A 25,942-nucleotide genomic window follows, 5' to 3' on the forward strand; every position below is an offset into this window, starting at 1 on the left:
CCAGGCGAGCGCCGCAGGCGCGAGGAGAGGTTACGATGCTTCCAACCTTACGCAAAGCGCTTTTCGAAACGCTCTACCGCAATCGCTATCTCTATCGCTTCGCCAGCACCGTCCCCTTCGCGGGCCAGTGGCGTACCTGGCAACGCCTTGTCCTCTCGCGTATTCAGGGACAACATGTGCTGGAACTGGGCTGTGGACTTGGAGACCTGCTGGCAGATATGCTCGAAGCCGGTTACACCTGCCAGGCCGTGGAGCACTCGCCCGAAATGGTCTCTGCCGCACGCGACACCTTGCGCAAACGCCACGTTGGCACCTCGGGGCTGATTATTCAGGGTTCGGCCCAGGCACTGCCCTTTAGTGATGCCTCTTTCGATGCCGTTGTCAGTACCTTTCCCAGTGAATACATTTTCGATCCGGATACTATTGCCGAGGTGGCCAGGGTGCTACGCCCGGGCGGGCGGCTGATTGTCGTCCTCGGCTCACAACTCCTGCCCGTTGGGGCACTTCAGCCGATCCTTGTCTTGCTTCAACTGCTCGTCTATGGACCTCACAAGAGGAGCGCATCCACGAGGAGCAGGCAACACCAAAACATCATCGGCGAGGAATTCGTGACCGATGTATTACCCGATGCTGAGTTTGGGCGCCTCATACCATTAGAGCGTTTCAATCTACGCCGCCGCAACGAGCGCATCCATAGTTCCCGGTGGGAAGTGTATATTACAATAGGGGAAAAACTACAATAGGGGAAAAATTACAATAGAGGAAAAACTGTCTTAAGGAGTTTCTATTCATGGTACGCTGGCCTTCTCAAACCGTTGAGGCAAATGGTCTCACAATTCACTACCTGCGCACTGGCGGCGAAAAGCCTCCTATTGTCTTCCTTCATGGCTTCTATGACAATGGCCTCAATGGGCGGCGTGTCGCCGAAACGCTTGCACGCGATTTCGATATTCTACTTCCGGATGCGCGCTTTCATGGTCTGACCAGCATTGAGCAAACACCTGGCTTTACCTATCAAGACCTGGCCAACGATACCATCGCCTTGCTTGAAGCGCTTGGCATTCAGCAGGCCATTCTCATGGGGCACTCCATGGGAGCGAGTAACGCAGCGGTTGTAGCCGCTCAACGCCCTGACCTGGTACGCGCCCTCGTGCTTGAGGATCCCGCCTGGTGGGAGGCCCAGGACGAGAGCGATGAGCACCACAAAATCGAGGTCGAGCACTGGAAGACCTATATCCAGAGCCAGAAGGATCTCTCGCATGAGGATCGCCTGGAGCAGGCACAGTTTGAGCAACCACTCTGGACCACCGATGATCTCGGTCCCTGGATGACGGCTCAGGACCAATTCGATATGGCCGTCTTTGGACATATTGCGGACAGCTTACAGGTCCCCTGGCGCCAGACACCCTGGCGCGAAGTGGTTGCGCGTATCACCTGCCCCAGTTTGATCATCACCGGCGAGAACCAGCGTGGAGCCATCGTCACGCCTTCCCTGGCCAGCGAGCTTCAGCAGATCAATCTACGCTGCCAGGTGGTGCATATCGAAGGAGCGGGGCATAATATCCGGCGCGACCGCTTCGCTCACTTTATGAATGCCGTGACTCCTTTCCTGAAGGAACTATAGGAAAAACAATGCAGCAGACACACCTGGATCAGCTCTCTATGCGCTACCCTCACCTGGCTGCTGCATTCGCGCATATTCCCCAGGCAGAAGAGCATCTCCGCCGCATTCAGGACCTCAACCAGGCCTGGCAGGGATTGCTGCTTTCAGGTGCATCTCGTTCGGAGAAGAAGTATGTCGAAGTTGTCGCCAATGGCATTACTCAGGATCTACCAGCCGTCGATACCTTTGACATTATCTACGCGGGTGGGGGCCTCAACCTCCTGCACGCCGCCGTGATGACGCTGCGCTATAACCTGCGCGTGCTCGTCTTTGACCGCTTCACAGTGGGAGCGATCCATCGCGAATGGAACATCTCGCGCGAGGAACTCAATGAACTGCTGGCTGTTGGCTTACTGACATCTGAAGAACTCGAACAGATTATTCAGCGCGAGTACATGGATGGCCTGGTGCGCTTCTCCTCTGAGCATATTGGGGTACCCGCGGCAGAGCTTCACTTACAAGATGTGCTCAACATCGCCGTCGATGCGGAGCGGCTCACCCAATTGTGTGTACAGAAAATCCAGGCTCATCAGCCACGAGGAGACCAGGCCAACCTTATCCTGCACCAGACGACCTTTGAGCGCTGCGTTGTCGATCCACAGCGCAATGTCAATGTACATGTAAGCACTCATAACGAGACGCACCTCTATGCCGCCCACCTCCTGGTCGATGGTATGGGTTCAACCTCGCCCATCGCCTGTCAGCTCAATTGTGGCCGCCCCTTCTCGCTTGTCTGCCCAACCGTGGGCACAGTCGCGCGCGGATATAAGCAGGATTCTGCTCCGGACGCGATTGATTCCGCGCTAGGAGAGATATTGGTGACCACGGAAGATGCGCGGCGCGAGCGGCAGCTTATCTGGGAGGCTTTTCCTGGACGCAACGAGCAGATCGCGATCTATCTCTTCTACTACGCGGAAACGGGGCAGCGCGTCGACCTGTTTGAACTCTTTGATGATTTCTTCGCCCTGCTTCCTGATTACAAAGACACAAGCGAGGTGGAGATCCTCAAGCCAGTCTATGGCTTCATTCCTGCGGGCTACAACATTACCCTTCCCTGGCAGCAAGAGCAGAAGGTCCTGGCCTATGATCGCGTCATCTCCCTGGGCGATGCCGCGGCCTTTCAATCGCCGCTCACCTTCTGTGGCTTCGGCTCCTACGTCCGCAATCTGCGCCGTATTACGACCCTCCTGGCCTACACCCTGGAGCATGATTTACTGAGCGCTTCCAACCTCGACAAAATTCGAGCCTCCGAGGCCGTTCCAGCCGTAGCACGCGCCTTTAGCAAATTCATGATTGCGAAACCCACCGGGCGCGAAGTCCCCTGGCAGGTCAACGAGACGCTGAATGTCTTCTGTCGCGTCCTGTATGACCTTGGACCTCGCGTCACCAATGATTTCTTTAAGGATCGCATCGGCTGGCTCGACTATACACGTGTCGTGCTGAATACACCTAAATATTACCCGGCGATCTATCGCCTGGCCCTCTCTACCCTCACGCCAACCGAAATTCTGGGATGGATCACGGCCTGGCTCCAATTGGGGCGTCAATCCGCGATCTTTACCCTCTACTGGTCGCTTTATCCCCTTGTCCGGCCTCTCCTGGCCTTGCCTCCTATGAGCCCCTTCCTGAAGAGGCTGGAAGCCTCCTCTCCTCGCCAGGCCTTTGCAATTCGCCGCCACCATGCACTCATGGCCCAGGTCGCACGCAATCGCACTCCATATCAACCCAAACCAGAAGCGATCTCGCCTTCCTCATATAGAAAAACACCGACAACAGCCATAAACAGGCTAGGACACTGGTTAGGTTCGCTCTGGCCACATAGCTAATCCTCCGCATTTCTAGTACAATAGAGAGAGTATAGAATTACAAGAAATAGGGGAGCAGATAAAGATACTGCGGAAAAATTTTGTACGAATAAGTTGCCAACAGAGAGGAAGCCCTAACGCAAGGCGCTTCCCAGAGCGGTAGGGACCAGCTTTAGCGCGTCCGAAGGCGATTAATCGCCTGTAGGCGCAGCCTAAACCATTCTGTCGCGCTTGGTCTCCTAACTCACCCAAGATTTTGGCTTGCGCCGCACTGCCATGAATGGCATTTGGACGCGCTAAAGCTGGTCCCTACCGAGAGGGGGCGTTTCCCAATTTTCCAGCAGAGTCGATATCGCTTCGCTCCCTTTTTCTCGTACGCCTGACTAGAATACTTCTTAAGATCTTATTCCGAACCCCATCCCCATTCGGGGACAAGCCTTCACTGGCGTGTCTAGCGCTTCGCGCTCAGGGTGTTCGGGTCAGAAGTAGGAAGAGAAGCTATTGGTGGAAAGTTGGAAGGGAGAAGCAGAGCAATGCCAGGCAACATGCAACAACCCACGCACTCACAAGCATCCGATTCCTCTGTAACGTATCTCCATAATGGAGACTACCAGATTCAACGCATTCTCGGTCGCGGCGGCATGGGCAAGGTACTCCTCGCAACCCACACACGCCTCGGGACGCCATTTGCGATCAAACAAGCCCTCGCAGATAGCCCTCTCGCTGAGAGCGCTGTAGCTGAGTTAGAGCAGATTTTGCACCCCGACGATGTGATCGCTGATCCTCATCCTGCGCCTCCGGGACGCTTTCCCGTGAGTGGAGGGGAGCATACAGACCGTTTTACGCGCGAGGCCCTGCTCCTATTACGCCTACAGCATCCCGCCATCCCTACGCTCTATGATTACTTTCATGAGCATGGGTCGTGGCACCTGGTGATGGATTATGTACCCGGCATCTCCCTCAACAATTACCTGAGCCAGCATGCCCCTTTGCCACCCCTGGAAGCACTCAATTACGCGACCCAGCTTTGCGATGTCCTGGCCTACCTGCATCAACAGCAGACGCCTGTTATCTATCGCGATCTCAAGCCCTCAAATATTATGCTGATGCCCAACGGCATGCTGATGCTGATCGATTATGGCATCGCGCGCTACTACAAAGAGGGGCAGAGCACCGACACAACCGGCTTTGGCTCTCCAGGCTATGCGTCACCCGAGCAGTATAATGGCGGCTCACAGACAGATGGGCGCTCCGATCTCTTCAGCCTGGGCGTTATTCTGCACGAGATGCTTACAGGACAGCGTGTGGCCCCTTCTGCGCTTATGAAGGATGAGCCACGCCCGATCCAGACCAAAGTCTCGTCCGCGCTACAAGGCCTCGTGAATCTTGCGACACGCCCGGACCCGGCCCAACGCTATCAGAATGCGTCCCTCTTTGCTCAGGCCCTTGAGCGCGTGTATGTGATTGAAGAACGAGCCGCGTATGAAGAGCACCTCAACCATTTACATGCCTTTCCCACGCCATCGTCTTCGCTACAGGCTGCGCGCAAAGAAGATCAGGCCGCAGACTTACACCAGGACTTGAATGCTGGCGACAATTTTGCTTCGTCTCTTGTCCCCCTCTCCCTCTCCAACGTACGACCCTCACCAGCGTTCCTGGCGCAGATACTAGATGGGCGCCGTCAGACCAGGCAACACTTACAGCGCTTACGACGCCAGGGCAAGCATGCTACGCCTCGGCCATACAGCCCACCGACGCCTACACCTCAGCCACGCAATGTGCCTACTCCCAGGCCTCAATACAGGCCTGCATCTTCCGCAGCGACCAATGGCATTCCCGCGGCGCTCGCTGTCAACGCTTCAGCCAAGCAAACTCGTAGTGAGACACGTGCGCTGACGTTCCTGATGTTTGCCCTCCTGTTGCTCTTGCTCATCTCAGCGAGTGTGGCCTACTTTTATGGCACACCCTTTCTGCTCAGCCAGGCAGGTTCGCCAGGTGACAATCCTAATCCTCCTGGCGCTGAGTCGCTTGATATTGGTCACACAGCCAGTTGGCATCAACTGGCTTCGCCGCCAGTGCCCGTCGCGGATAACGCCTCAACGTTTGCCCAGGTCGAGGGGCGCTCCTATGTCTATATGACTGGCGGCTACCGTGGCCCTAAACAAAACCCTAAATATGACCGTCACCTCTACCGCTATGATATCAGTAGCGGGCGCTGGGAGCAGGCTCCAACCACGAATGGCGCCTTCCCTGGCATGCTCAATAACGCCATTGCTCACGATACCTATGGTAATCTGCTCTTCGCCAATGGGTACTCGACAGATACTTACTCCGTTTCATCTGCCCTCTATCAGTACCGACTGGCAGATGGCTCACTCAATAAAATCATCCCCAACCAGGATATTCCTCTTGGTTTTGGTCTCTCAATGCTCACTGATCAGCAGGGCGATGTCTACCTGACACAGGGGTTTAGCAAGGCTGGTGCAGGGCAGACGGTCGCAGGGACGGGCTGGTATCGCTACACGCCACATACCGGTCAATGGCAGGCGCTCGCCCCTCTCCCCCAGGGCCTGGGCTATGTGATGCTGGCACTTACCTCGCAAAATCAGATCCTTCTGCTTGGCGGCGCAAGCGATGCCGCCCAGGCACATCCCTCGAACGCGATCTACCGCTACGATAGCGCGCATAACGCCTGGCATAAGGAGCAGGCAACCCTCCCCACTCCACTGAGTGGTAGCTCCAGTTGCGCCCCCTCCAGCGATCAACTCGTTATGCTTGGCGGCTTCGACGCAACACATAATAGTAGCCTGGCTCGTTCCTGGCTGCTTGATCTGAAGACCCTGCATGCCAGTGCTCTGCCTGACATTCCCAATGGGGGTTCGCTCCTGGGAACGGCCACATGTGACGCACAGGGACACTTCTACCTTCTGCGCGGCACACGTGATCCCGGCATCCCTACAGCCGACTTTATGCAACTCACCCTGACGCTCCCTCACGCAACCCAACCACAGAGCATTCCCCCTACCCAGGCACCAATACAGAACACTCCTACTCAGGCATCCATGCAGAACACGCCAACCCTGGCCCCCGGGCAGAACACTCCTACAGAAGGCACCAACCCGAAGGAACCTATAGGCAAATAAAAAAGGCGGGAGGCAGCATTTACGCAAACGCTGCCTCCCGCCTCCTAAGCTAGAACAAAATATGCTTATGGACGGATTACCTCGTGAATAAGTGCTCCTGGTTGTACTGGTGTATCGCTCCAGCGGTAGCACGCCAGCAGAGTCTCAAAGAGGTCACGCGCCTCTGCTTCACTACGTGCATGCACCTCCACCAGAGACTCTCCGGCCTGCCGATAGGCGCCGACCTTGGCTTGCAAGACCAGGCCCGTGCGATGATCGATCGGCTCGCCTTTTCGGAAGCGCCCGGCCCCCAGGCGCATGCTGGCCAAGCCTATGGCTTCCGCGTTAATGGCCGCGATATAACCTGTGTGGGGTGATGTCAGCATCACTTTGTAAGGTGCTTGCGGCAATAAGTGCGGCTGCTCGACCTGGCGAGCGTCTCCTCCCTGGGCCGCGATCACTGCCGCCAGCTTCGCCAGGCCCGCACCTGAACGGATAGCTTGCTGCACCTGTTGCTCCGCCATATCCATGGTCTGCACCTTTCCGGTCATGACCAGCAATTCGGCCACATCATGGTAGCAGAGCTCACTGACGTCCTCTGGCCCTTCACCACGCAGGATCGCGATGGCCTCCATCATTTCCAGTGCATTGCCCACTGCGCACCCTAGCGGCTGCTCCATCGAGGTCAGGGCGGCTACGGTGTGTATCCCGGCCAAGCGGCCAATGTCTACCATGGCCTGGGCCAGTTCGCGTGCCTTCTCGACTGTCTTCATAAACGCGCCACTACCAAATTTGACATCAAGGAGCAGGTGGGAGCAGCCAATGGCCAGTTTTTTACTCATAATGCTGGCGGCAATCAGGGGAATACTCTCAACTGTTCCAGTGACGTCACGCAAGGCATACATCTTGCCATCGGCTGGCGCCAGGTCCGCCGATTGGCCCGCGAGCACAACGCCTTCTGACTTGAGGATACGTACAAATTCTTCACGCGTCAGTTCAGGACGAAAGCCCTGGACCGATTCAAGCTTATCAACCGTTCCGCCGGTGTGGCCCAGGCCGCGCCCGGTCATCTTTCCTACCGCGATGCCACACGCGGCGGCCAGGGGCGCTACCGCCAGGGTAACCTTGTCTCCGACGCCCCCGGTACTATGTTTATCAATCACAGGCGAGACGATATCGCGCACATGCAATTCATCTCCTGAATGCACCATGGCCATGGTCAGGTCGCGTGTTTCGCGCGCGTCCATTCCTCGCCAACAAACGGTCATGAGCCATGCCGCCATCTGATAATCGGGAACCGCTCCCTGAGTATATTGCTCAATAAGCCAGTTAATTTCGTCGGTATCGAGGACGCCTCCGTCCCGCTTCTTTCGTATAAGCTCTACAGCTTGCATATATCTCCAGGCTCCCTTTTACTACAGATCCTCTACGTATTCTCATTGCTCATCTGCGCCTGGAGATACACAAGTCGTAGCCGCTCTTACTTACCTCGCTCTGTAAACACAATACGTACCCCATCACTCTCTAAGCCCGTCCCACTATCAATGAGGTAGCGATCAACCATCTGGCTTCCCAGGCGCACATTATGGTCATATTGCAGCTGCCCGTTGCTGAAATCATACAGATTGGAGCTCTGTGGGTAGCTGCCTTGTATAATAATTGTATCAGATGAGGTCGAGCGATACTTGCTGAGCGCATTGAGCAGTGTCGCCACCTGGAGCCAGGGAACAGAACGCGCAAACTCAATCTTAATGATCTTCTTGCGCCCATAGCCCTGGTCGTCGCTCAGCACCTTGTAGTCCAGGGCCTCCCTCTCTAAGGCAATCAATTGCGCGAAAGTACGCGGTGGGAAGGATTCAGGAGCCTGTGGACCTTGAACAGGCGCCATGATTGGCGTTAACAGATTAAGCTCTTCACGCCTGGCTACTTGTCCAGAGGACGCCTTTGGCCGCGTGGCTCTCCCAGATTGGGTGGGTGTGCCTGGCTGCCGTTGCCCTGGGATATTGGCTGGCATGGGATTGACAGCTCCACCCGGCACCTGGTATGAAGAAGGGGCATAGTATGGCCCAGACCCCGGCTGCGGCTGGCTCATATTGTGCGGCGCGGGTGCTCCCTGGGGTGGTTGAAACGATCGCTGGCGTGGTCGAACCTGGGCACCCGTCTTAAGATCTCGACCGCAACGAATACAAAAGGACGCGCTGGCGTTATTATTTGGTTCTCCACAGTAAGGACAACGCATACTGGTTCCTCCAGTTCACTTGCAGCATCAATGACACATCCGCTTCTAAGATCTTATTCCGAAACCCAAACCCCCATTCGGGGGCGCGTCACTTGTGTGACTAGCGCTTCCCCCATTCGGGAACAAGCGCGCTCAGGAATTCGGATAAGAAGTACGCGGAAATACCACCCCACCACCTGACATTCTCCCTGGGATGTGTCAGATGCCTTTTAGTGTCTGCCAACATTGACTTCTGGTAGCAAGACACAACGATGCATACATACTACATATATTGAGGTAGACGTAAGCGCGCCCTTGAATTCTAATTCAAATTCTATTTACGCCTGTTTGAGAATAGCATTCACCAGTTGACTATTGCTGCTGGTCTTCTCGAAGAGGCGAATTGCCTGCTCATTCCCATCCCATTTAGGAAGGGGCGCCATACGGCGGCGTATATCTGTTGCCGCTTTCAGATCCTCTTCGCTTAGCAGGCGTTCTTCCTGGCGCGTACTTGAAGACGTGATATTAATGGCTGGAAAGATACGCTTATCAGCCATCTCGCGTGAGAGCCGTATCTCTAAATTGCCTGTCCCTTTAAACTCCTCGTAGACGACCTCGTCCAGGCGACTCCCTGTCTCGACCAGGCAGCTTGCCACAATCGTGAGGCTACCACCCTCGTCGAGGGCACGAGCAGCACCAAAGGTGCGCCGCCCAATCTCCAGCGCCTGGGCGTCGATACCACCCGAAAGGGTGCGCCCTCCTCGCCCCTGACGCCACATATCAGGCTGCAAATTATGCACCCGTGCCAGGCGCGTCAGAGAGTCTAGAATAATAATGACGTCAGCACCTTGTTCCACTGCACGCTTGGCATCGAAGAGAGCCTGCTCAACGATGTAGCCATGTTTACTTATGCGCTGATCAAAACTGGAGGCATAGTGCCTGACCTGGGGACCTTGAATCTCAGAGCGCCATTCAGTCACCTCTTCTGGGCGCTCATCAACGAGACACAAGAATAAGTAAGCCTGGGGATAGTTCCGCAAAACCGCGGTCGATATCTGGCGTAAAATGGTTGTCTTTCCAGCCTGGGGTGGCGCGACAACCAGGGCGCGTTGCCCAAATCCCAGCGGAATCAACAGGTCAATCACACGTGTTGAGATGGGCTTAGCTTCCGTCTCCAGTGTAATACGGCGCCGTGGATGAACTGGTGTGAGCTTCTCAAAGGGGATATGTATGGAAGCCACGAAACCTCAAACCTCCTCTGTACTAGCGGACGACTCACCCATAACTGTATCACATGTAGTCAATGAAAAAGTAGAGGTTATGGAGAGGTATACTATGCCACTTAGGCGGTTAGGGAGAGCACTTTACTCGGCAATAAGAGAGTATTCTGCACAAACAGCTCCAGGCCTCTCTGGAGATGCTCCAGACCACTCATATTATTGAGCACACACACCTCCTGTCCTATCCCATATTCATGCTTCAAGAAAGTTAAAATATACTCTGTCTCATCGTGAGCATAATAGCGCTTAAAAATGTCGTCGGAGAAGGAGGGGTGATCGTCCGCCGAAAAGGCACAGCTCACACGCTCATGCACACGCTGTAAGCAAGTATCCAGATCGGCATGAAGAAATAACACAGAGGCATCACGCAGAAAGGCAGGGCTAAAATGTTTAAAGGCCGCATGATAGTCATCGCGGGCAAACTCAATAGTGACGAGATCCGTGGTCGCGCTTATTAGCTGCACCCGGCGCTCTAATTCCTGTAAGGCACAATCGAGAACCGAGAGGTCAATGGCGTCAAACCCGTTATGCTCGGTAGGACGAAATTGCTTATGCTCCGTATCAGCGAGAAACATTTCTTGTAAAATATGGTAATCATTAAAATGTGCACTGCTCCAACTGGCCTGCTCAGCCAGGTATCTGATATATCGAGCTCCGGTAGACTTTCCACTGCCTGGACGCCCCAGAACAAATACCTTTACGCCCATGTGTATACTCTCCCTTTGCTAACGTATACCTCACAAGCGCTCATCCGCAGATGAGTGAGAGACTTCGCCACTGCGTGGCTCATTGTACATGAGTTGTGGTGGTGGGCTAGCTTTGCCAGCCCACTCTACCACAACCCATATACTTACCCCCATAGCGAGGCTGTGAACATAAAGATGTTTACACGTTAGCTTTGTATTAAAGATAAGTATACAGAAGACTTCTACAAAAACATGCTTAGCCTTTATAACTGTACCTAAAATGGCTATGTAGATACTACAAGCAGGCAGTTCTACAGAATATGAAACACTTCTTTCCTCTCTATGAAGTGGATATTGAGGGGCTTATGGGGGCCGGAACGACTGCGGTTGGGGCGCCAGGCAGGCGTACATAGCCACGCTGATGAGGGTCCCAACTCATGACCACATTGCCGCCCTCACGTTTAGCAATATCAAGAACCTCGTCCAGGAAGCGCTCGATAAGAAGCCTCGCCTCGACCAGGGCATTATGCGCTGTGTAGCGTTGTAAGATTTCCTGTAGCTTGGCATAGTAGTAAAATGATACGCCCAGGCGGACAGTAATGCCATTTAAAGCTACTTTGTTGGCTGGGAGAGTTGGCTGGCCCGCTGGAACGCGCTGGGGGTCGATCTGATAAGAACCACTGAGCACTGTACGCAAGAGTTCGGCCTTGGCCTGCGCCTGCTCCAGGGGCATCCCTTTGAGCATGATATAGAAACGGTCTGCGCTAATACGATAGAGTTCGCATTCAGCGTTGTCTTTGAAGGCACGCAACTGGCCTTGAATCCGCAGGCCTACTTCGTGGCTCAGATCACGTGCCATGCGGTCGCCATACTTATTCGCCAGGCTACTCATATTATCGATATCCAGGGCAATAAACGAGACGACCTCGCGCATACTAAACTCTCTGCGCCCCTGAATCGCGTACAACAGTTCTTCTACATGAGAGGCGAACTCGTTTTCAGAGAGAAACTCCTGAAAGAACGGGTCTACCACGGCAGGGACCTCGATACTCGTACGCAAACCCTTCAGTGGCAATAAGCGTGCATAATACGTCTCTAGTAGACTTCCCAACATATTTTCTATGACACGCAAAACACGCAGGTCGCGCTCTTGAAATGCCTCCGCTTGTTGCGAAGCAACATAGAGGACGCCAATCGCGATCCCTTCACGCCCCATAATAGGAATGGCAACAGCCGAGCGTATGCGCTCGCCCTCCTCCAGCCTTCCCAGGACTGGCTCTTCCAACACAGGAATAATGGGCTGCAAGAGAATACGCCCTACCTGAAAGGCACGCACAATGGGAGTGGTAGCGATATCTTGCGGGTCAAAACGCGTCACGCCTACTTTAAATGGCCCCTGCTTGCTTTGAGCACGAACCAGGAGCGCACGTTGCTGCAAAGAGAGGATGGAGGGCGGATAGTTTGGCAATAGGAGACAGCTATAGTGCCAGCAAGGGTGCCCTGTTGCAGATACCCCACCTAGCCGCACCACCATTTCACATATCCCCTTGAGGGTGCGATCTTCGCCTAGCAAGGTATCATTCAGATTCGGCACAATATCTATAGCATCGCGAGTTCCCGGGCCGAAACAGACACGAAAACGCGGAGCTTCGGCATAAAGCGGAGCCAGCAAGCGGGAGAGCGTCTCGACCAGGGGCGCGCTCAGTGACAATTTACGTGAGCGCCGATCAAGCAAAATAAAGGCGCGTTCGTGTGATAGCCCCTCGGGGACATCTTCCGTCATCGGCACCAGGGAGAGGATACGATAGTCAGAAGCATACTCAAAGGTGGGTGTCATCGTCCAGAGCGTATGTGAAGCCAGGTTCTGGTCCAGTAGGCCCACGAGCGACTCCCCCAGGTTTTCCAGGTCCTCCACACGTTGAGGCGGCACATTCAGGGTATGAGCCTGCTCCAATGGCAAGATCAGGCATGCATTCGTGTTGGGGAGATCCTGACAAATCAACATCAACGCCAGGCGTAGGGTTTGTGAGACATAAAAACGCCAGAAGGCCTCCTCACGGGCCTGCTCTATACGCCGGTTGATAGGTAAATCGGCTTGTGGGTGAACGTCACCGGAGGATATTGGTGAGGGATAATAGGAATGGATGGGATGGGGACTTACAGCATTCCATAGTAACTTGATGGTAGGAGGAATATCACTGGGCGCATAGCCAGCATCAATCAATTCACGAATAATCGCGAGCTTATCCAATTCGGCAGGCGTATAGAGGCGCCGCCCCTTGGGGCCCGTAGGACGCAACGGAGAGAGCAAACCATACTCCTCCCAGTCACGCAACCGATTCTCGCTCAAATTAAAGAGCTCGGCGGCCCGGCTAATCGTGACAGAGGCCTCGGCATGCCCCTTCTCCATATAACGCTGTATACGTCGCTGCACATCTTCCTGTTGCAGGTGTTCTTGTATGCGGTGCACACTTCGTTCATCCATAATGCATATCCTATTCTGGCACACTCAAGCCAGCTCTGGTCAATATCGTCTTTCATCTTCATAAATGCACCACGCAACCCTGCAAACGCTTTATATAATAGTAACATATCAAACTTCTTTTGTATAGCTAATAGAGACCAGGTACGTCAACTTTCTTTCCTCTTTAGGCACGCCTATTGTCAACTTTCTTCACCTTCCTCAATTTTATTTTATGCGTATGCAGAATTTAAAAGAAAAAACGTCGTTTTTAGAACATGAATTTTCTCAATTTTCTTTACGCAGCTTAAAATACAACATGAAGTGAGTTGACAAATCCCTGCCTTATTAGGTAGTATAAGTCATGTAAAGATAAAATTACTTCTTTAATGTCAAATTTCTTGAGTACATTTCATTCGTGCATTTGCCTTTTCAAACGTGCAAATGCGCTTATAGGGCAGGTCTACGTAAGGACGTTGGTATTCATCCCCCCTTCAAGGAGGAAGTTTACACGTGATGGCACACACCAACAATACCGCCGCTCTCCGCTACCAGCCTGACGACGAGGCAACCTGGCATGATCTCTACACCTGGCTTTTCCCACGCGTGGAAAAGTGGGTGCGCAATGCCAGCGTCAATGCCTGGTATGGTCAACAGCGAGAAGTCTCTGAGGATATTACTCAAGAGGCGGTCTTACGCACCTTTCGTTACTGCCAGCGGGCCGTACACGGGGAAGTTCGTCCCATAGACTCTTTAAAATCGCTTGGTAAAACGATTGCTCAGAACTACTTCCGCGACCGGCGCAAGAAAGATTGGAACCTGGTGCGCCCGGCCCAGGAGAGTGAGAATACTGAAGGTTTTCTGGAGGTATCATCTCCCCTGGAGCGCAGCGCCCCATCCCAGGTTGTTGACCCCTCCCAGGTCGCGGTTGACCGCGTGATGTTGACCACCGTCATTTCAATGGCGGCACGCATCCTGGTCAAATTCCCCCCTGGGCAACGTGCCGCCCTCCTCACTGACCTGGCCAATATTACCGATTTTGGCGAGTATCCCACCCTGCTGGAGCAGGCGCTCGCTGAAGCAGGAGTTGAACTCAAAGCCTATCAACATCCACTTCCAACCGAGCCAGGCGAAAAGAACCGCCACGCCGCGCTGCTCAGCATCGCCTATAAACGCCTGCGTCGCGAGGTAGCAGTGTAATACATATGTGTAGGAAGAGAGGAGCCTGGCAGCCGCGGCTGCCAGGCTCCTCTCTTCCTACACATATGTATTATTGTGGTATTATTTTGTTCCCACGACAGAAAGAGCGGGAACAACCTGTTCCATAAAGCGGTCAACGCGCGCCAGCAAGGCTTCTAATGACCCCTCATTGCGGCACATAATAATCTTCCCTGAATCTAGATCAAAGTCCCGCGCCAGCTGCCCCAACACATATTCTTCACAGTCTTTATGGTAATATGTCTGCATGATATAGTCTGAAATAAAGTGGCAATCATCCACTGGCCGTTCACCATCCATAGGGAAGGTAATACGCTGACGGATACGACGCATACACGTCTCCAGGTCAGCTTCGACAAAAAAGAAGTAGGCATCTTGCAAAAATGTTTTGTCAAAGTTTTTTAACGCGTGTTGATAGTCATCGCGCGCAAATTCAATAGTGATTATCTTCTCTACCTGCTCGTTTGTTTCAGATGATACAGAAGAAGAGAGGCTTTGCATACTTTTTCCCATCTTCTTGAGCACATCATCAAAAACCGTCATATCTAACACATCAAAGCCCGCGAAATCGGTGCGCCGAAAGCGACCTTGCTGTTCGCGTTCGTCTCCAAGAAACATCTCATAAAGAACATCATAATCCTTTACACGCGTCGTCTTCACCCCCCATTGGTGAGCGACTTCTTGTATACGACGCATTGCGGTCGTTTTTCCGCTTCCAGGGCGTCCTAATACAAATACCTTCACATCCATTAACAGCTACTCCCAAAGATCATCAAGAAGACAGTAGAAATAAGAAACAGCGCCTCCAGGTCTTGCAAAAGATCCACCCCCCAGTGGATCATAAAGCGCAGCCTTACTGGAAACACTTGAATGAGATGCTATTTGGTCTCGCTCTCTTCCAACTGAGACCAGCGTGAATAACCTCCTATGCCATTTTCAGCGTCGGGATTCCAGGCCATAACGACGTTGCCACCTTCACCAATTCCCAGCTTTAACACCGCATCCAGCGTCTGGCTGATCATGGCGCTTACCTCGGCGGCGGAGGAATATTCTTGCAGAAACTCGCTCAACTTAGTACGCGAGTACGAGGTCACGGCCAGGTGTGCGCTCACTTCCGATATGACGAGCGCGCTATCGGCTGCCACGTGCTGGTGTACCGCGATACTCCTGGCCAGGTTTACTTTGAATTGCTCGGCCTTTGCGCAGGCCTTCTCGCGCGAGTAGCCACGCAAAATCAAGTAAAAGCGGTCTGCGTACATATGATAGAGGTAGCATTGTGATGCCCTGGTTGTCAGCGGGGCGATTAACTCTTGAATACGCAAGCCTATAGCCCGGTCTAACAAGCGAATAGTGTGATCGCCATATTTCCGCGCTAGCTTGATCTGGTTATCCATGTCAATAGCGATAAAGGAGACAACATCACTCCTGCCAGGCTCTTCATTAGCGACCTCTTCCTCTTTTATATCCTCCTCCCATGCATGTGCATCGGACACAAGCGCCTCCACATCACGCATAAAGTCGTTTTCGCAACGGAACTCGTTAAACAATGTGTCCACAACGTCAGGGGTATGTATAAGGCTTTTTAGATCATCAGTCGTACGTAGGCGGACATCGTAGGTCGTGATGGCATTTTCAATAAAGCGCCCAACGATTCTCAGCAACTGCCGATCTGCGAGGGAAAAGGCCTCTACGTTATCTGAGACGACATAGAGGACAGCCAGCGGATCCCCATGCTCTCCGCCAATAGGGACCGCAACATTGGATTGTATCTCGCCCTCGACATCAATAAAGGCGCGCGTCCTTTCGCGCAAGGAGATATGAGGGCGATAGAGAATGCGTCCGCTCTGGTAGGCACGAATACCCACGCTTGTTCTTGATTTCTGCGGAATGAACCTGGACTCTCCCACAATATAGGGACTCTCCTTACTATGAGCGCGCACAACAAGCGTGCGCTCCTGTAAGGGAACTTTCCCCACGCTATTGTCAGGCAAGAGGATCACAGAAAACTTCCAGCGGTGCCGACCACTCGCAAACGTTCCCCCCATGCGCACAACCATATCTGCCAGGCCCTCTAGAATACTATCCTGGTAATAACCTACCTTGCCCAGGTCTGCCGCGACCTCACGATGGTCATGCCAACCGGGACCAAAGCAGCGGCGCATAAATTCAACTTCTTCATATAAAGGTGCCAACACCCGCCTGATTGTTTGTACATAGGCCTCGTCTAGCGAGAGGCGGCGTGAACGCTTATCCGGCCGGTCAAGCACAATCAAGGTGTGATAGATTGGTTTCTCAAGCAAACGCTCCTGGCGCATAATACCTAGTGGATACACACAATAATCGGTCTCATACTGGAATGAGGGATTGTGGGTCAGTAACGTATGCACTGTTCCACTAGTATCCAGCCAACCAACCAGCGACTCGCCAAGACGAGATAGGTCTTCAGTCGTTCGTACACCTACCTCAACTGGATCGCAAGCTAGCGGCAAGATCAAGCCAATAGCACACCCTGGCAAAAACTCGCTAATCAGCATCAAGGACATGCGCAAGGCCTGGGCGGCATAATAACGCCAGAAGAGCAGAGACTTTTCGCGAGCCAGGCGCCGATCAATAGAAAGCATGCCAACCGGGTCTTCGCTGATCGCTGGTACTGGCTCTAGTAACTGACGCCCCTGTCGCCCCTCTGGCAAGATCTCATCCCAGATTTCGCCGATATCTTTGGGGATATCAGAGAGCGCAAAACGCGACTCCAGCAACTCCTGGATCACGGCCAACTTATCCAGTTCCTCAAGCGGATACTGTCGCTGGCCCTTGCTCTCCCTGGTCCCCTTATTCTCCTTGGAGCGCATAGGATTGAGCATATGCTGGCTCTCCAGGTCACGCAATTTACTCTCGCTAAAGCCAGAGAGTTGCGCCGCCCGGCCAATGGTAACCGTGGCATCTGCCCGGCTGCGGTGTATATTTTCAATGATACGCGCTTGCACTTCTTCATTGCGTAAATGCAGTTGAATACGCTGCCTGGTGTAGTCTTCCATAACTAGCCCCTGTATTGTTTGCGTGTTTGCTATCACAGTAGTTTCCGTGTAGGAAACTAACGCCACTCGCGTGGCTAGCGCTTCGCGCTCAAGTTTCCAAAAGGTTGTAAATACAATTCTTTCAACTTTTCCACCTCTCACATACACAAAACCTTATCTTCACCTCGTTTGAGGCACAAAATATCTTCTCTATTCTTGATGTTTCTTGAGGCCAGATATTAAAAACATGTTAATCACTCTTTATAAATTAGATTGTACTCGCACATGCAAAACTTTTCAACAGCAATCCTACATAATTCCCACCAGACTTACGCTTTTCCTACAAATATTCTATCACAAAGCAAAAAAACATATATATGTACTTAGAAATCTTGACTACCATATTCCATTTACTTATACTTAGCAATAAGAAAACTTAAGTATCCTTCTTCATTGTTTTAAGTTTTCTCAAAACAAAAGCATATTTTATGGCAAACAACCTTTTCTCGTATAGAACAAACGTAGTTTTGCAACAAATTTAGCGGCATTTCATAACAAACCTACGTCTTCATGACAAGATAAGCGCCTATGGAGAGGAGCACAAGCTATGACAAAACAAGTAAACTTCCCTTCTCTTGAGGAACTTGCTCTTGCTCATGAGCAAAGCTGGAGCAGATTGTATGACTTCTTACGGCCCACGGTCACGTTCTTTGTATACATGTATGCCGTATCAGCGTGGCATGGTCAGGAGAATGACCTGGTCGAAGACGTGTTACAGGAGACGGCCATTCGCATCTATCGCCAGATCCAACTGGCACAGGCGTCAGATGCAACGCCCATCCTGCACCTGGAATCCTTCTGCAAGACCATCGCGCGCAACTATTGTCGCGACCTCAGGCGTAAGGAGAAGCGCCTGGAGCATTTCCCGGAGGGCGACTATTCCTTTGAAATCTACATTCTTGAAGAAGTGAAAGACGACCCCGTCGAAGCCATCTTTGAGGCTCTGTTCGCACGCCCCGTCATTTTCGCCTCGGCCACGCTGATAGCCTCATTCCCAGAGAAACAGCGCCAGGCCCTGCTCATTGACCTGGCACAGAAAAATGACTTCGACGCGCCCATACCCTCGTTGCTTGAGGAAGCCCTGAGCAAGGTCAACATCAATCTTCGCGCCTATCGAGATAAGCAGCCTGACGAACAGGCGGACAAAGCACGCCATAGTTCCCTGGTGAGCATCGCCTACAAGCGACTGCGGAATGAATTCTTTCAGCAGTATGCACATCTCGTAGCATAAAGGTTGTTGAGGGTGTGAGGCCTAGAACGCGTTTACTCACTCTGCCGAAACGGAGGCACTGCATATGCAAGAATTACTGCTAAGCACGCAAATGTTCGTCATCTTGATCTTACTGGCGTTCATTGCTGGACTTGTGACCGGAATCGTGCTGAGTCGGCCCATCATGCGCTAGCGCGCATCTGGTAATGACGAAAGAGCCCTGGCGCCTTCGGGTGCCAGGGCTCTTTCGTCATTACCAGGGCAAGAACTACACCAGGCTAAAAATTTGCCCATCATATCAGCTAGCCTGTCAAAAAGAACAGGGGAAAACCGTTTACCCGACCAGTGTATCTTGCTCAGCAATCTGTTACACTTATATATACTCTGATTTTAGTGGACAAAAAAAAGACACCAGAGAGGCATGTAAGAGGTCTCTCATACAACACTACCTACCTGGAGAAATGCATATGGGTGTACATGGAATGCGTGGTGGGCATGGGGGAGGCATGGCTGATTATGTAGAGGAACAAAAGAGACGTGGTCGTAAAACAGATGCGCGCACCGTGCGTCGCGTTATAGAAGCCTTCAAGCCTTATAAGTTTCAGGTCTTCCTGGTCCTTACGGCAATCCTGGCAACAACTCTGCTGGGATTGATCAATCCTCTGCTCATTCAACGCATCTTTGACGATGCTATCGGAAAAGGCAATCTCTCTCTCCTCATCATCTATGTCATTATTATGTTTATTACGCCGATTATATCGGGCTTTATCGGTGTATGGCAGTCATACCTCAACAACACAATCGGGCAGAGCGTCATGCGTGACTTCCGCAACAGGCTCTATACCCATCTTCAAAGCATGTCGCTGAGCTTCTTCACCAGCACGCGCACTGGTGAGATTCAGTCACGCCTCTCTAATGATGTCGGGGGTGTGCAGGGCGTAGTCACGAATACGGCGACGAGCATTGTCTCCAACATTTCGACGGCTCTCAGTACCGTGATCGCGATGTTTATTATCAGTCCTCTGCTTACCCTGGTCTCCCTGGGACTGCTCCCACTCTTCCTCTGGTTTACCTATCGCGTCGGCAATGTCCGCCGCGCGACCAGCAAAGAGACGCAGAAGAGCATGGCCTCGCTGACCGCGATGATGCAGGAGACGCTCTCCGTGAGCGGCATCCTCCTGATGAAGACCTTTGGTCGCCAGGAGCATGCCCGCGATCAATTTGAGCAGGAGAACCAGAATCTAGCCAATCTGGAGGTTCGCCAGCAGTTGATTGGACGCTGGTTCTTTATGTTCATTGGTACCTTTTTCTCGGTCATCCCAGCTATCGTCTACCTGATCGCGGGTGCGCAAATCATCAATCACGCGCCTATATTCGGCGGCTATATGACGCTGGGTACCATCGTGACGTTTACCACGCTTCAGAGCCGTATCTTCTTCCCCATCGGTCAGCTCCTGAGCGTGCAGGTAGACGTTCAAGGCGCGCTGGCACTCTTCGATCGTATCTTTGAATATCTGGATATGCCTATTGAGATCAAAGATAAACCCAACGCTCTCAAATTGCAGGCTGAACAGATTCGTGGCGAGGTCGCTTTTAACCACGTCGCCTTTGCCTACAAGCGCGACAGTTCTCACACAGTATCCAGAGACGAGAACTCCACAGAGAAGCAGGAAGCAGAGAAGCTGGCTATTATAAAGAACGAGGACGAGGAGCTGCGTCCCGCCCTGAAGAACGTCTCCTTCACGATCAAACCGGGGCAGCTAGCCGCCCTCGTTGGTCCCAGTGGCGCAGGCAAAACCACCATGACCTATATGGTACCTCGTCTGTACGAGGTAGATAGTGGCACCGTCTCCATCGATGGACATGATGTGAAAGATCTTGCCCTCACCTCGCTCAGTGAGCTAATAGGCATGGTCACCCAGGAAACCTACCTCTTCCATGCCTCGATTCGTGAAAATCTGCTCTACGCACGCCAGGACGCAACCGACGAGGAGATAATCGCAGCGGCAAAGGCGGCAGCGATTCATGAGCGCATCACTGAACTGGAAGATGGCTATGACACGGTCGTGGGCGAGCGTGGCTACAAGCTTTCAGGCGGAGAGAAGCAGCGTATCGCTATCGCGCGCGTCATCCTCAAGAATCCCCGCATCCTGATCCTGGATGAGGCTACCAGCGCCCTCGACACACATTCGGAGCGCCTCATTCAGGCTGCCCTGGAACCCCTTATGAAGGGACGTACCACGCTGGCCATCGCTCATCGCCTCTCCACTATCCTGGCCGCGGATGTCATCTTGGTGGTCAACAAAGGCGAGATCGTTGAGCGCGGCACGCACCAGGAACTCCTCGAACTTGGCGGCCTCTACGCCCGCCTCTACCAAGAACAATTCTCACAGGTTGCGCTCGAAGAGATCAGCGCCGACTAGGTTACCTTAAAAGAAGAGGTGGAAAGCTGAGCTTTCCACCTCTTCTTGTACTTTTAGCCTGCGTCAGAGACATCCCACTCAGCACGCTCTAGTTCGTGCTGCTCCTCCAGCCAGGCCTCAACCTCGCGGGCTTTGAGGTCGCGGCTCGTGCGGGGTGGAACCATGGGCAGCTCCAGCATCAGCTCGTAATCGTCATCGGCGGCGACGCGGTTAAAACGCTCGAAGCCACAGCCCAAACAACGATGCACGATCACATCCTCGCCACGTGTACGCTGAAAGCGCCCAATCGGCTCCATAGAGGAACCACAGGTGCTCAAGCGATCACCAGATTGCCGGTCATCGACGTGGCGCGAGTGTAAACAAAAGGGACAATGGTTGCGGTGATGTCCGCCACTGGGCAATGGACATACGAAGCGCCGACAATGCCGACATTTAAAGACCTCTTCCTCAGTATTGTAGCGTGGCCTGGCGCTCTTCCCCTGACCGCTGGGGCAAAAATCTTCTGCATCTACACCGTCATATGCATCCAGGATACCAAATTCGTTGAAGCGCAAAGGCTGTTTGTGACTCTTTACTGCGCGCGACATGCGTTTTCGCAAGGGTGAACCTCTTTTTTATCTTCACAACTGTATTGGGGAGAATTAAACGCAAGGTGAGAGGCGCTTTCAGCAGGGAAAGCGCGTTGGCGACAAGCGCTGCGCACAGTTTGGTGGTCCTTTTACAAATACTACACATAGGTCCTCGGCTTCTTTCCAGGGCCGCCAGCACACACCCATTTCTTTCGAATTTCGGTCAAAGTGTGAACGGCCATACAGGTAAATACATTTCGTAGGAGTGAGCAGCTTAAGACATCTGCAGGGTCGCGAAAACGGGCAATAAACACCCTGGGAAAGTGGCGGCGGTGGTTATCATTCAGCACACGACGCGCCATAAGCCTGAAAAGGCAGAAAGCGACCCAGGAATAAGGAGTGACTTACAATAAGCCAGCACAAAAAAGCTGCACACAAAGAAGGGAAAAAGATGTAGGGGAGAGCGTGTGGAGATGCTCAGAAGAGTCAGGAGTCAAGGACTCCAGGAATATGCTGATAACGCGACTAACAAAAAGCATAAACAACCAGCACTGGCAGAGGCTCCAGCGCATACATACCAAGCTATATCTCCACTTTTACGGTGAAGAGAGGCTTATGCATTATAAAGTTGTCATGTGTGTAGTCGCAGTAGGACTATTTGCCCCGTGCCTTGAGCGGCACAGCATATCAGCAAAGTTTCTTAAAGAAGCAGTCCACCGCGCTCTAGTGAGCAATGGCGGTCATCAAGAGGCTCCTCTTTCTAGACAAAATATTGTTGAGATATCTACAAATATACCTGCATTTACCCCCAAAGTCAACCCCTTTTAAACACTCAAACGCTCCCTTTCGCGCCTGCGCCATACTACTAAGAAAGGGAGTCACAGCACTGAATAAAAGGGAGGAGTGTGGTGCCAGATCTGGCACCACACTCCTCCCTTTTATTCAGTGCGAATATTTATTTAGCCGGCGAGTTGGGCGCGGCGGGTTTCGAGCTTGGCGACGCGCTCCTCCTGGGCGACGAGTTTCTCGCGCTCTTTGACGACTACTTCGGGCTTGGCTTTGGCTACGAAGTTTTCGTTGGAGAGCTTGCCCTGCAAGCGCGCACGTTCCTGCTGAGCCTGGGCGATCTCTTTGTCGATTCGCTCAAGCTCCTTAGCAATGTCGACCATACCAGCTAGAGGCAGGTAGATCTCGACGTTGCCAGCTAGCAGGCCCATCGCCTGCTCGACCTTGCTCTCCAGAGCTACATGCAACTGTGGCTCCTCAGTGCGCGCCAGGAACTGGATGAGCGGGCTCTGCTCCTTGAGCATCGTGACATACTCGCCTGCAGCCATGATGACCGGGATGCGGCGTGCTGACTCAACGTTCATCTGGTTGCGCGCATCGCGGATACGCGTGATCGCTTCCTGCAAGAGGCTAAACTGCTGCTCGGCCTCCTCATCGACGAACTGCTCCTGGGCGGTTGGCCAGGGGGCGATGATCAGCGCCGAGGCTGGCCATTTGCTCTGATCAGACTCGGTCAGGCGATAGAGGTGCTGCCAGACCTCCTCAGTGACAAAAGGCATGAAAGGATGCAGCAAGCGCAGGCTCTGGTCCAGCACGGCACGCAGGATGGCCGTGGTCGACTGGCGTGTCGCTTCGTCACCCTGCATCTGGACCTTGGCGCTCTCAACATACCAGTCACAGTAGTCGGACCAGAAGAAGTCATTGATCTGGCGTCCAGCCTCGCCAAGCTGGAAATCGTTGATCAAGCGTGTCACAGACTGCGTCAGGCGATTCAGGCGCTGCAAGATCCAGCGATCGGCCAGGGTACGAGGCCTGACCACACTGATATCGGGGACGCCACCACCGACCTCAGCCGTGGACATAAGCACAAAGCGCGAGGCATTCCAGATCTTGTTGGCAAAGTTGCGGTTACCAACAATGCGCTCCTCAATCAGCTTCATGTCGTTGCCCGGCGTACTGCTGGTGGCCAGGGTGAAGCGCAGGGCATCGGTGCCAAACTTGTCCATGACCTCCAACGGATCAATGACGTTATTCTTCGACTTACTCATCTTCTCACCCTTGGCATCGCGTACCAGGCCGTGCAGGTAGATGGTGCTGAAGGGCACAGTCCCCATAAAGTGGATGCCCGCCATGACCATGCGCGCAACCCAGAAGAAAATGATGTCGTAGCCAGTCTCCATGACTGCCGTTGGATAGTAGCGGCGCAGGTCAGCGCTATCCTCGGGCCAACCAAGCGTACTAAAGGGCCAGAGCCACGAGCTGAACCAGGTATCCAGCACATCCTCGTCCTGGCGTACAGCCGTACTATGACAATGCAAACAGGCCGTCACATCCTCGCGGCTGACCGACATCTCACCACAGGTTTCGCAGTACCAGACCGGGATACGGTGGCCCCACCAGAGCTGGCGCGAGATACACCAGTCATGAATGTTCTCCAGCCAATCCATATAGGTCTTGTTGAAGCGCTCGGGTACGATGCGAATCAGGCCATGCTTCACCGCGCCAATGGCGGGGGTCGCCAGAGGCTTCATCTTGACGAACCATTGCTTGGAAATCAGTGGCTCAACGACGGTGTCACAGCGCTGGCAGTGACCCAGCGGCACGTTATAATCCTCGATTTTGACCACGAGGCCCTGGCGCTCAAGCTCGGCTACGAGGTTCTTGCGCGCCTCGTAGCGGTCCTGGCCCGCGTAGGGGCCGGCCTCTTCGGTCATAATAGCGTCAAAGCCGATGACCTGTACGGCGGGCAGCTTGTGGCGCAAGCCAATCTCGAAATCGGTGGGATCGTGCGCGGGCGTGACCTTGACCGCGCCGGTACCGAAGGCCAGGTCCACGGCCTCGTCGGCAACGATAGGAATCTCGCGTCCAACCACGGGTACGATTGCCAGGCGTCCAACAATATCCTTATAGCGTGCATCTTTGGGGTTCACGGCAATCGCGGTATCACCCAGAATGGTTTCGGGGCGCGTGGTCGCGACGCTGATATAGCGCGTCTCGCTCTCGCCCTCAACTGGCTTGAGCGGATAGCGCACATAGGTCAGCTTTCCAGGGGTGTCGACATGGTTGACCTCGAGGTCAGACAGGGCGCTCATACAGCGGGGACACCAGTTGATGATGCGCTCGCCACGATAGATCAGTCCCTCTTCATACAGGCTGACGAAGACCTCGCGCACAGCGTGAGAGAGCCCCTCATCGAGGGTAAAGCGCTCACGCGACCAGTCGCAGGAAGCGCCCAGGCGGCGATGCTGGTCCTGAATGCGTCCCTTATACTGGTGTACCCATTGCCAGACACGCTCTAAAAAGGCCTCACGCCCCAGTTTATGGCGGTCGGTCCCCTCTTTGGCGATCAGGCGCTCGACAACGGTCTGGGTCGCGATACCGGCGTGGTCCTCGCCCGGAACCCAGAGCGTCTCATCGCCCAGCATGCGATGATAGCGGATCAGGATATCCTCAACGGTGGAGGTAATACCATGTCCCAGATGCAGCGCGCCCGTCACGTTGGGCGGAGGCATACTAATGACAAAGGGCTTGCGCTCAGGATTGGGGCGTGGCTTAAAGTAGCCTCCCTCTTCCCAGAAGCGATACCATTTCGCCTCGACTGCCTGGGGCTCATAGGCCTTGGGAAGATCGGCGGCGGATGGAGTGGGCATTGTGAGTGTATTCTGCTCCTGCTCAGCCATGTTGACTCCTCTTGTTTTTTAACTTCTCAGCGCCTGCGGCGCTTCGCGAGGGTAAGGGTGTGTGGATGCTGATGTGTCGCTAAGCGACACATCAGCATCCACACACCCTTACCCGGCGTAGGCTAATGGGTGATGAAAACGTCTGCGTTCTTGTTTAACATAATAAAAAAAGCCTTCCTCGTAAAGGACGAGAAAGGACATGACTCGTGGTACCACCTTTGTTCGATCAATCGCGCAGATTGATCCTTATGGGTGCGATAACGGACACATCCGTGAAAATTCCCCCTCTTTAATAAATGGGGTGCTTTTCAGACTCCCAGGCGACCTTCAACGCTTCGTCAACCGAAAGGGACTTGCAGCCAATGATCCCTTCTCTCTGGCGGTGGGTGCGTCTACTCCTCCTGCTCGTAGCCAGATTATTTCTATGCTCTCTATTTTCTTTTTCGGCAATTATCTGTAGTCTAACGAGTGCAAGCGTGAATGTCAATAGACTAGAAGGTAAAGGATGTGCGTGAGAAAATGGCCAG

17 protein-coding genes are annotated in these 25,942 nt (G+C 53.3%); 8 read left to right on the forward strand and 9 right to left on the reverse strand.

Features of this window, described 5'->3' with window-relative positions; all coding sequences use genetic code 11:
* Window positions 1–35 precede the first annotated feature (35 nt).
* The 4 genes from KTE_RS10745 to KTE_RS10760 all read left to right on the forward strand — a co-directional run bounded on the left by KTE_RS10745 (window position 36) and on the right by KTE_RS10760 (window position 6,611).
* Window positions 36–743 carry a class I SAM-dependent methyltransferase gene (locus tag KTE_RS10745; protein ID WP_201380883.1) on the forward strand — a complete coding sequence of 236 codons (708 nt, stop codon included), beginning with the start codon at window positions 36–38 and terminating at the stop codon, window positions 741–743.
* Window positions 744–790: 47 nt separating this feature from the next.
* Window positions 791–1,624 (forward strand): alpha/beta fold hydrolase, encoded by an 834-nt coding sequence (locus KTE_RS10750; RefSeq protein WP_201380885.1) that lies wholly within the window; start codon window positions 791–793, stop codon window positions 1,622–1,624.
* 8 nt (window positions 1,625–1,632) lie between these two features.
* Window positions 1,633–3,489, forward strand: coding sequence for a hypothetical protein (locus KTE_RS10755; RefSeq protein WP_201380887.1), 1,857 nt, complete (start codon window positions 1,633–1,635; stop codon window positions 3,487–3,489).
* A 512-nt stretch (window positions 3,490–4,001) separates the two neighbouring features.
* Window positions 4,002–6,611 (forward strand): protein kinase, encoded by a 2,610-nt coding sequence (locus tag KTE_RS10760; RefSeq protein WP_201380889.1) that lies wholly within the window; start codon window positions 4,002–4,004, stop codon window positions 6,609–6,611.
* A gap of 65 nt (window positions 6,612–6,676) precedes the next feature.
* Here the strand turns inward: KTE_RS10760 and KTE_RS10765 are convergent, their stop codons facing one another.
* From KTE_RS10765 to KTE_RS10785, 5 genes are all read right to left on the reverse strand, one after another.
* A complete protein-coding gene (locus KTE_RS10765) occupies window positions 6,677–7,984 on the reverse strand; it encodes a thymidine phosphorylase (RefSeq protein WP_201380891.1) in 1,308 nt (435 codons plus the stop codon).
* Window positions 7,985–8,070: 86 nt separating this feature from the next.
* A complete protein-coding gene (locus KTE_RS10770; protein ID WP_201380893.1) occupies window positions 8,071–8,829 on the reverse strand; it encodes a zinc ribbon domain-containing protein in 759 nt (252 codons plus the stop codon).
* 317 nt (window positions 8,830–9,146) lie between these two features.
* Complete coding sequence (gene rho / locus KTE_RS10775) at window positions 9,147–10,049, reverse strand: transcription termination factor Rho (protein WP_201370733.1); 903 nt, start codon at window positions 10,047–10,049, stop codon at window positions 9,147–9,149.
* A 101-nt stretch (window positions 10,050–10,150) separates the two neighbouring features.
* Window positions 10,151–10,795, reverse strand: coding sequence for a hypothetical protein (locus tag KTE_RS10780; RefSeq protein WP_201380895.1), 645 nt, complete (start codon window positions 10,793–10,795; stop codon window positions 10,151–10,153).
* A 319-nt stretch (window positions 10,796–11,114) separates the two neighbouring features.
* The gene (locus KTE_RS10785) at window positions 11,115–13,259 is read right to left on the reverse strand and encodes a MerR family transcriptional regulator (RefSeq protein WP_201380897.1); all 2,145 of its coding nucleotides are present in this window, start codon (window positions 13,257–13,259) and stop codon (window positions 11,115–11,117) included.
* 492 nt (window positions 13,260–13,751) lie between these two features.
* Between KTE_RS10785 and KTE_RS10790 the strand changes: the two genes are divergently transcribed.
* Complete coding sequence (locus tag KTE_RS10790) at window positions 13,752–14,435, forward strand: RNA polymerase sigma factor (RefSeq protein WP_201389452.1); 684 nt, start codon at window positions 13,752–13,754, stop codon at window positions 14,433–14,435.
* Between the two features lie 81 nt (window positions 14,436–14,516).
* Here the strand turns inward: KTE_RS10790 and KTE_RS10795 are convergent, their stop codons facing one another.
* Together KTE_RS10795 and KTE_RS10800 are read right to left on the reverse strand one after the other, a co-directional pair.
* The gene (locus KTE_RS10795; protein WP_201380899.1) at window positions 14,517–15,203 is read right to left on the reverse strand and encodes an AAA family ATPase; all 687 of its coding nucleotides are present in this window, start codon (window positions 15,201–15,203) and stop codon (window positions 14,517–14,519) included.
* A 128-nt stretch (window positions 15,204–15,331) separates the two neighbouring features.
* A complete protein-coding gene (locus KTE_RS10800) occupies window positions 15,332–17,488 on the reverse strand; it encodes a MerR family transcriptional regulator (protein WP_201380902.1) in 2,157 nt (718 codons plus the stop codon).
* Window positions 17,489–18,074: 586 nt separating this feature from the next.
* Here KTE_RS10800 and KTE_RS10805 point away from each other — a divergent pair.
* Together KTE_RS10805 and KTE_RS10810 are read left to right on the forward strand one after the other, a co-directional pair.
* Window positions 18,075–18,758, forward strand: a complete 684-nt coding sequence (locus tag KTE_RS10805; RefSeq protein WP_201380904.1) for an RNA polymerase sigma factor — start codon at window positions 18,075–18,077, stop codon at window positions 18,756–18,758.
* A gap of 446 nt (window positions 18,759–19,204) precedes the next feature.
* A complete protein-coding gene (locus KTE_RS10810; protein ID WP_201380906.1) occupies window positions 19,205–21,160 on the forward strand; it encodes an ABC transporter ATP-binding protein in 1,956 nt (651 codons plus the stop codon).
* 53 nt (window positions 21,161–21,213) lie between these two features.
* On the opposite strand, the gene KTE_RS10815 is transcribed toward KTE_RS10810, so the two are convergent.
* Complete coding sequence (locus KTE_RS10815) at window positions 21,214–21,759, reverse strand: RNHCP domain-containing protein (RefSeq protein WP_201380908.1); 546 nt, start codon at window positions 21,757–21,759, stop codon at window positions 21,214–21,216.
* Window positions 21,760–22,688: 929 nt separating this feature from the next.
* Window positions 22,689–25,415 (reverse strand): valine--tRNA ligase, encoded by a 2,727-nt coding sequence (locus tag KTE_RS10820; RefSeq protein WP_236600360.1) that lies wholly within the window; start codon window positions 25,413–25,415, stop codon window positions 22,689–22,691.
* Between the two features lie 199 nt (window positions 25,416–25,614).
* Here KTE_RS10820 and KTE_RS10825 point away from each other — a divergent pair, with 199 nt between their 5' ends.
* Window positions 25,615–25,875 (forward strand): hypothetical protein, encoded by a 261-nt coding sequence (locus KTE_RS10825; protein WP_201380910.1) that lies wholly within the window; start codon window positions 25,615–25,617, stop codon window positions 25,873–25,875.
* Window positions 25,876–25,942 lie beyond the last annotated feature (67 nt).

Origin of the sequence: Ktedonobacter sp. SOSP1-85 (genome assembly GCF_016587415.1) — a bacterium.
GTDB lineage: Bacteria > Chloroflexota > Ktedonobacteria > Ktedonobacterales > Ktedonobacteraceae > Ktedonobacter.

Bases quoted from the DNA above. Each gene is read 5' to 3' on its own strand.
- KTE_RS10795 (WP_201380899.1), bottom strand. From the start codon at position 15,203: ATGGATGTGAAGGTATTTGTATTAGGACGCCCTGGAAGCGGAAAAACG.
- KTE_RS10780 (WP_201380895.1), bottom strand. From the start codon at position 10,795: ATGGGCGTAAAGGTATTTGTTCTGGGGCGTCCAGGCAGTGGAAAGTCT.
- KTE_RS10820 (WP_236600360.1), bottom strand. From the start codon at position 25,415: ATGGCTGAGCAGGAGCAGAATACACTCACAATGCCCACTCCATCCGCC.
- KTE_RS10800 (WP_201380902.1), bottom strand. From the start codon at position 17,488: ATGGAAGACTACACCAGGCAGCGTATTCAACTGCATTTACGCAATGAA.
- KTE_RS10765 (WP_201380891.1), bottom strand. From the start codon at position 7,984: ATGCAAGCTGTAGAGCTTATACGAAAGAAGCGGGACGGAGGCGTCCTC.
- KTE_RS10760 (WP_201380889.1), top strand. From the start codon at position 4,002: ATGCCAGGCAACATGCAACAACCCACGCACTCACAAGCATCCGATTCC.
- KTE_RS10785 (WP_201380897.1), bottom strand. From the start codon at position 13,259: ATGGATGAACGAAGTGTGCACCGCATACAAGAACACCTGCAACAGGAA.
- KTE_RS10825 (WP_201380910.1), top strand. From the start codon at position 25,615: ATGACTCGTGGTACCACCTTTGTTCGATCAATCGCGCAGATTGATCCT.
- KTE_RS10790 (WP_201389452.1), top strand. From the start codon at position 13,752: ATGGCACACACCAACAATACCGCCGCTCTCCGCTACCAGCCTGACGAC.
- KTE_RS10755 (WP_201380887.1), top strand. From the start codon at position 1,633: ATGCAGCAGACACACCTGGATCAGCTCTCTATGCGCTACCCTCACCTG.
- KTE_RS10745 (WP_201380883.1), top strand. From the start codon at position 36: ATGCTTCCAACCTTACGCAAAGCGCTTTTCGAAACGCTCTACCGCAAT.
- KTE_RS10805 (WP_201380904.1), top strand. From the start codon at position 18,075: ATGACAAAACAAGTAAACTTCCCTTCTCTTGAGGAACTTGCTCTTGCT.
- KTE_RS10810 (WP_201380906.1), top strand. From the start codon at position 19,205: ATGGGTGTACATGGAATGCGTGGTGGGCATGGGGGAGGCATGGCTGAT.
- KTE_RS10770 (WP_201380893.1), bottom strand. From the start codon at position 8,829: ATGCGTTGTCCTTACTGTGGAGAACCAAATAATAACGCCAGCGCGTCC.
- KTE_RS10750 (WP_201380885.1), top strand. From the start codon at position 791: ATGGTACGCTGGCCTTCTCAAACCGTTGAGGCAAATGGTCTCACAATT.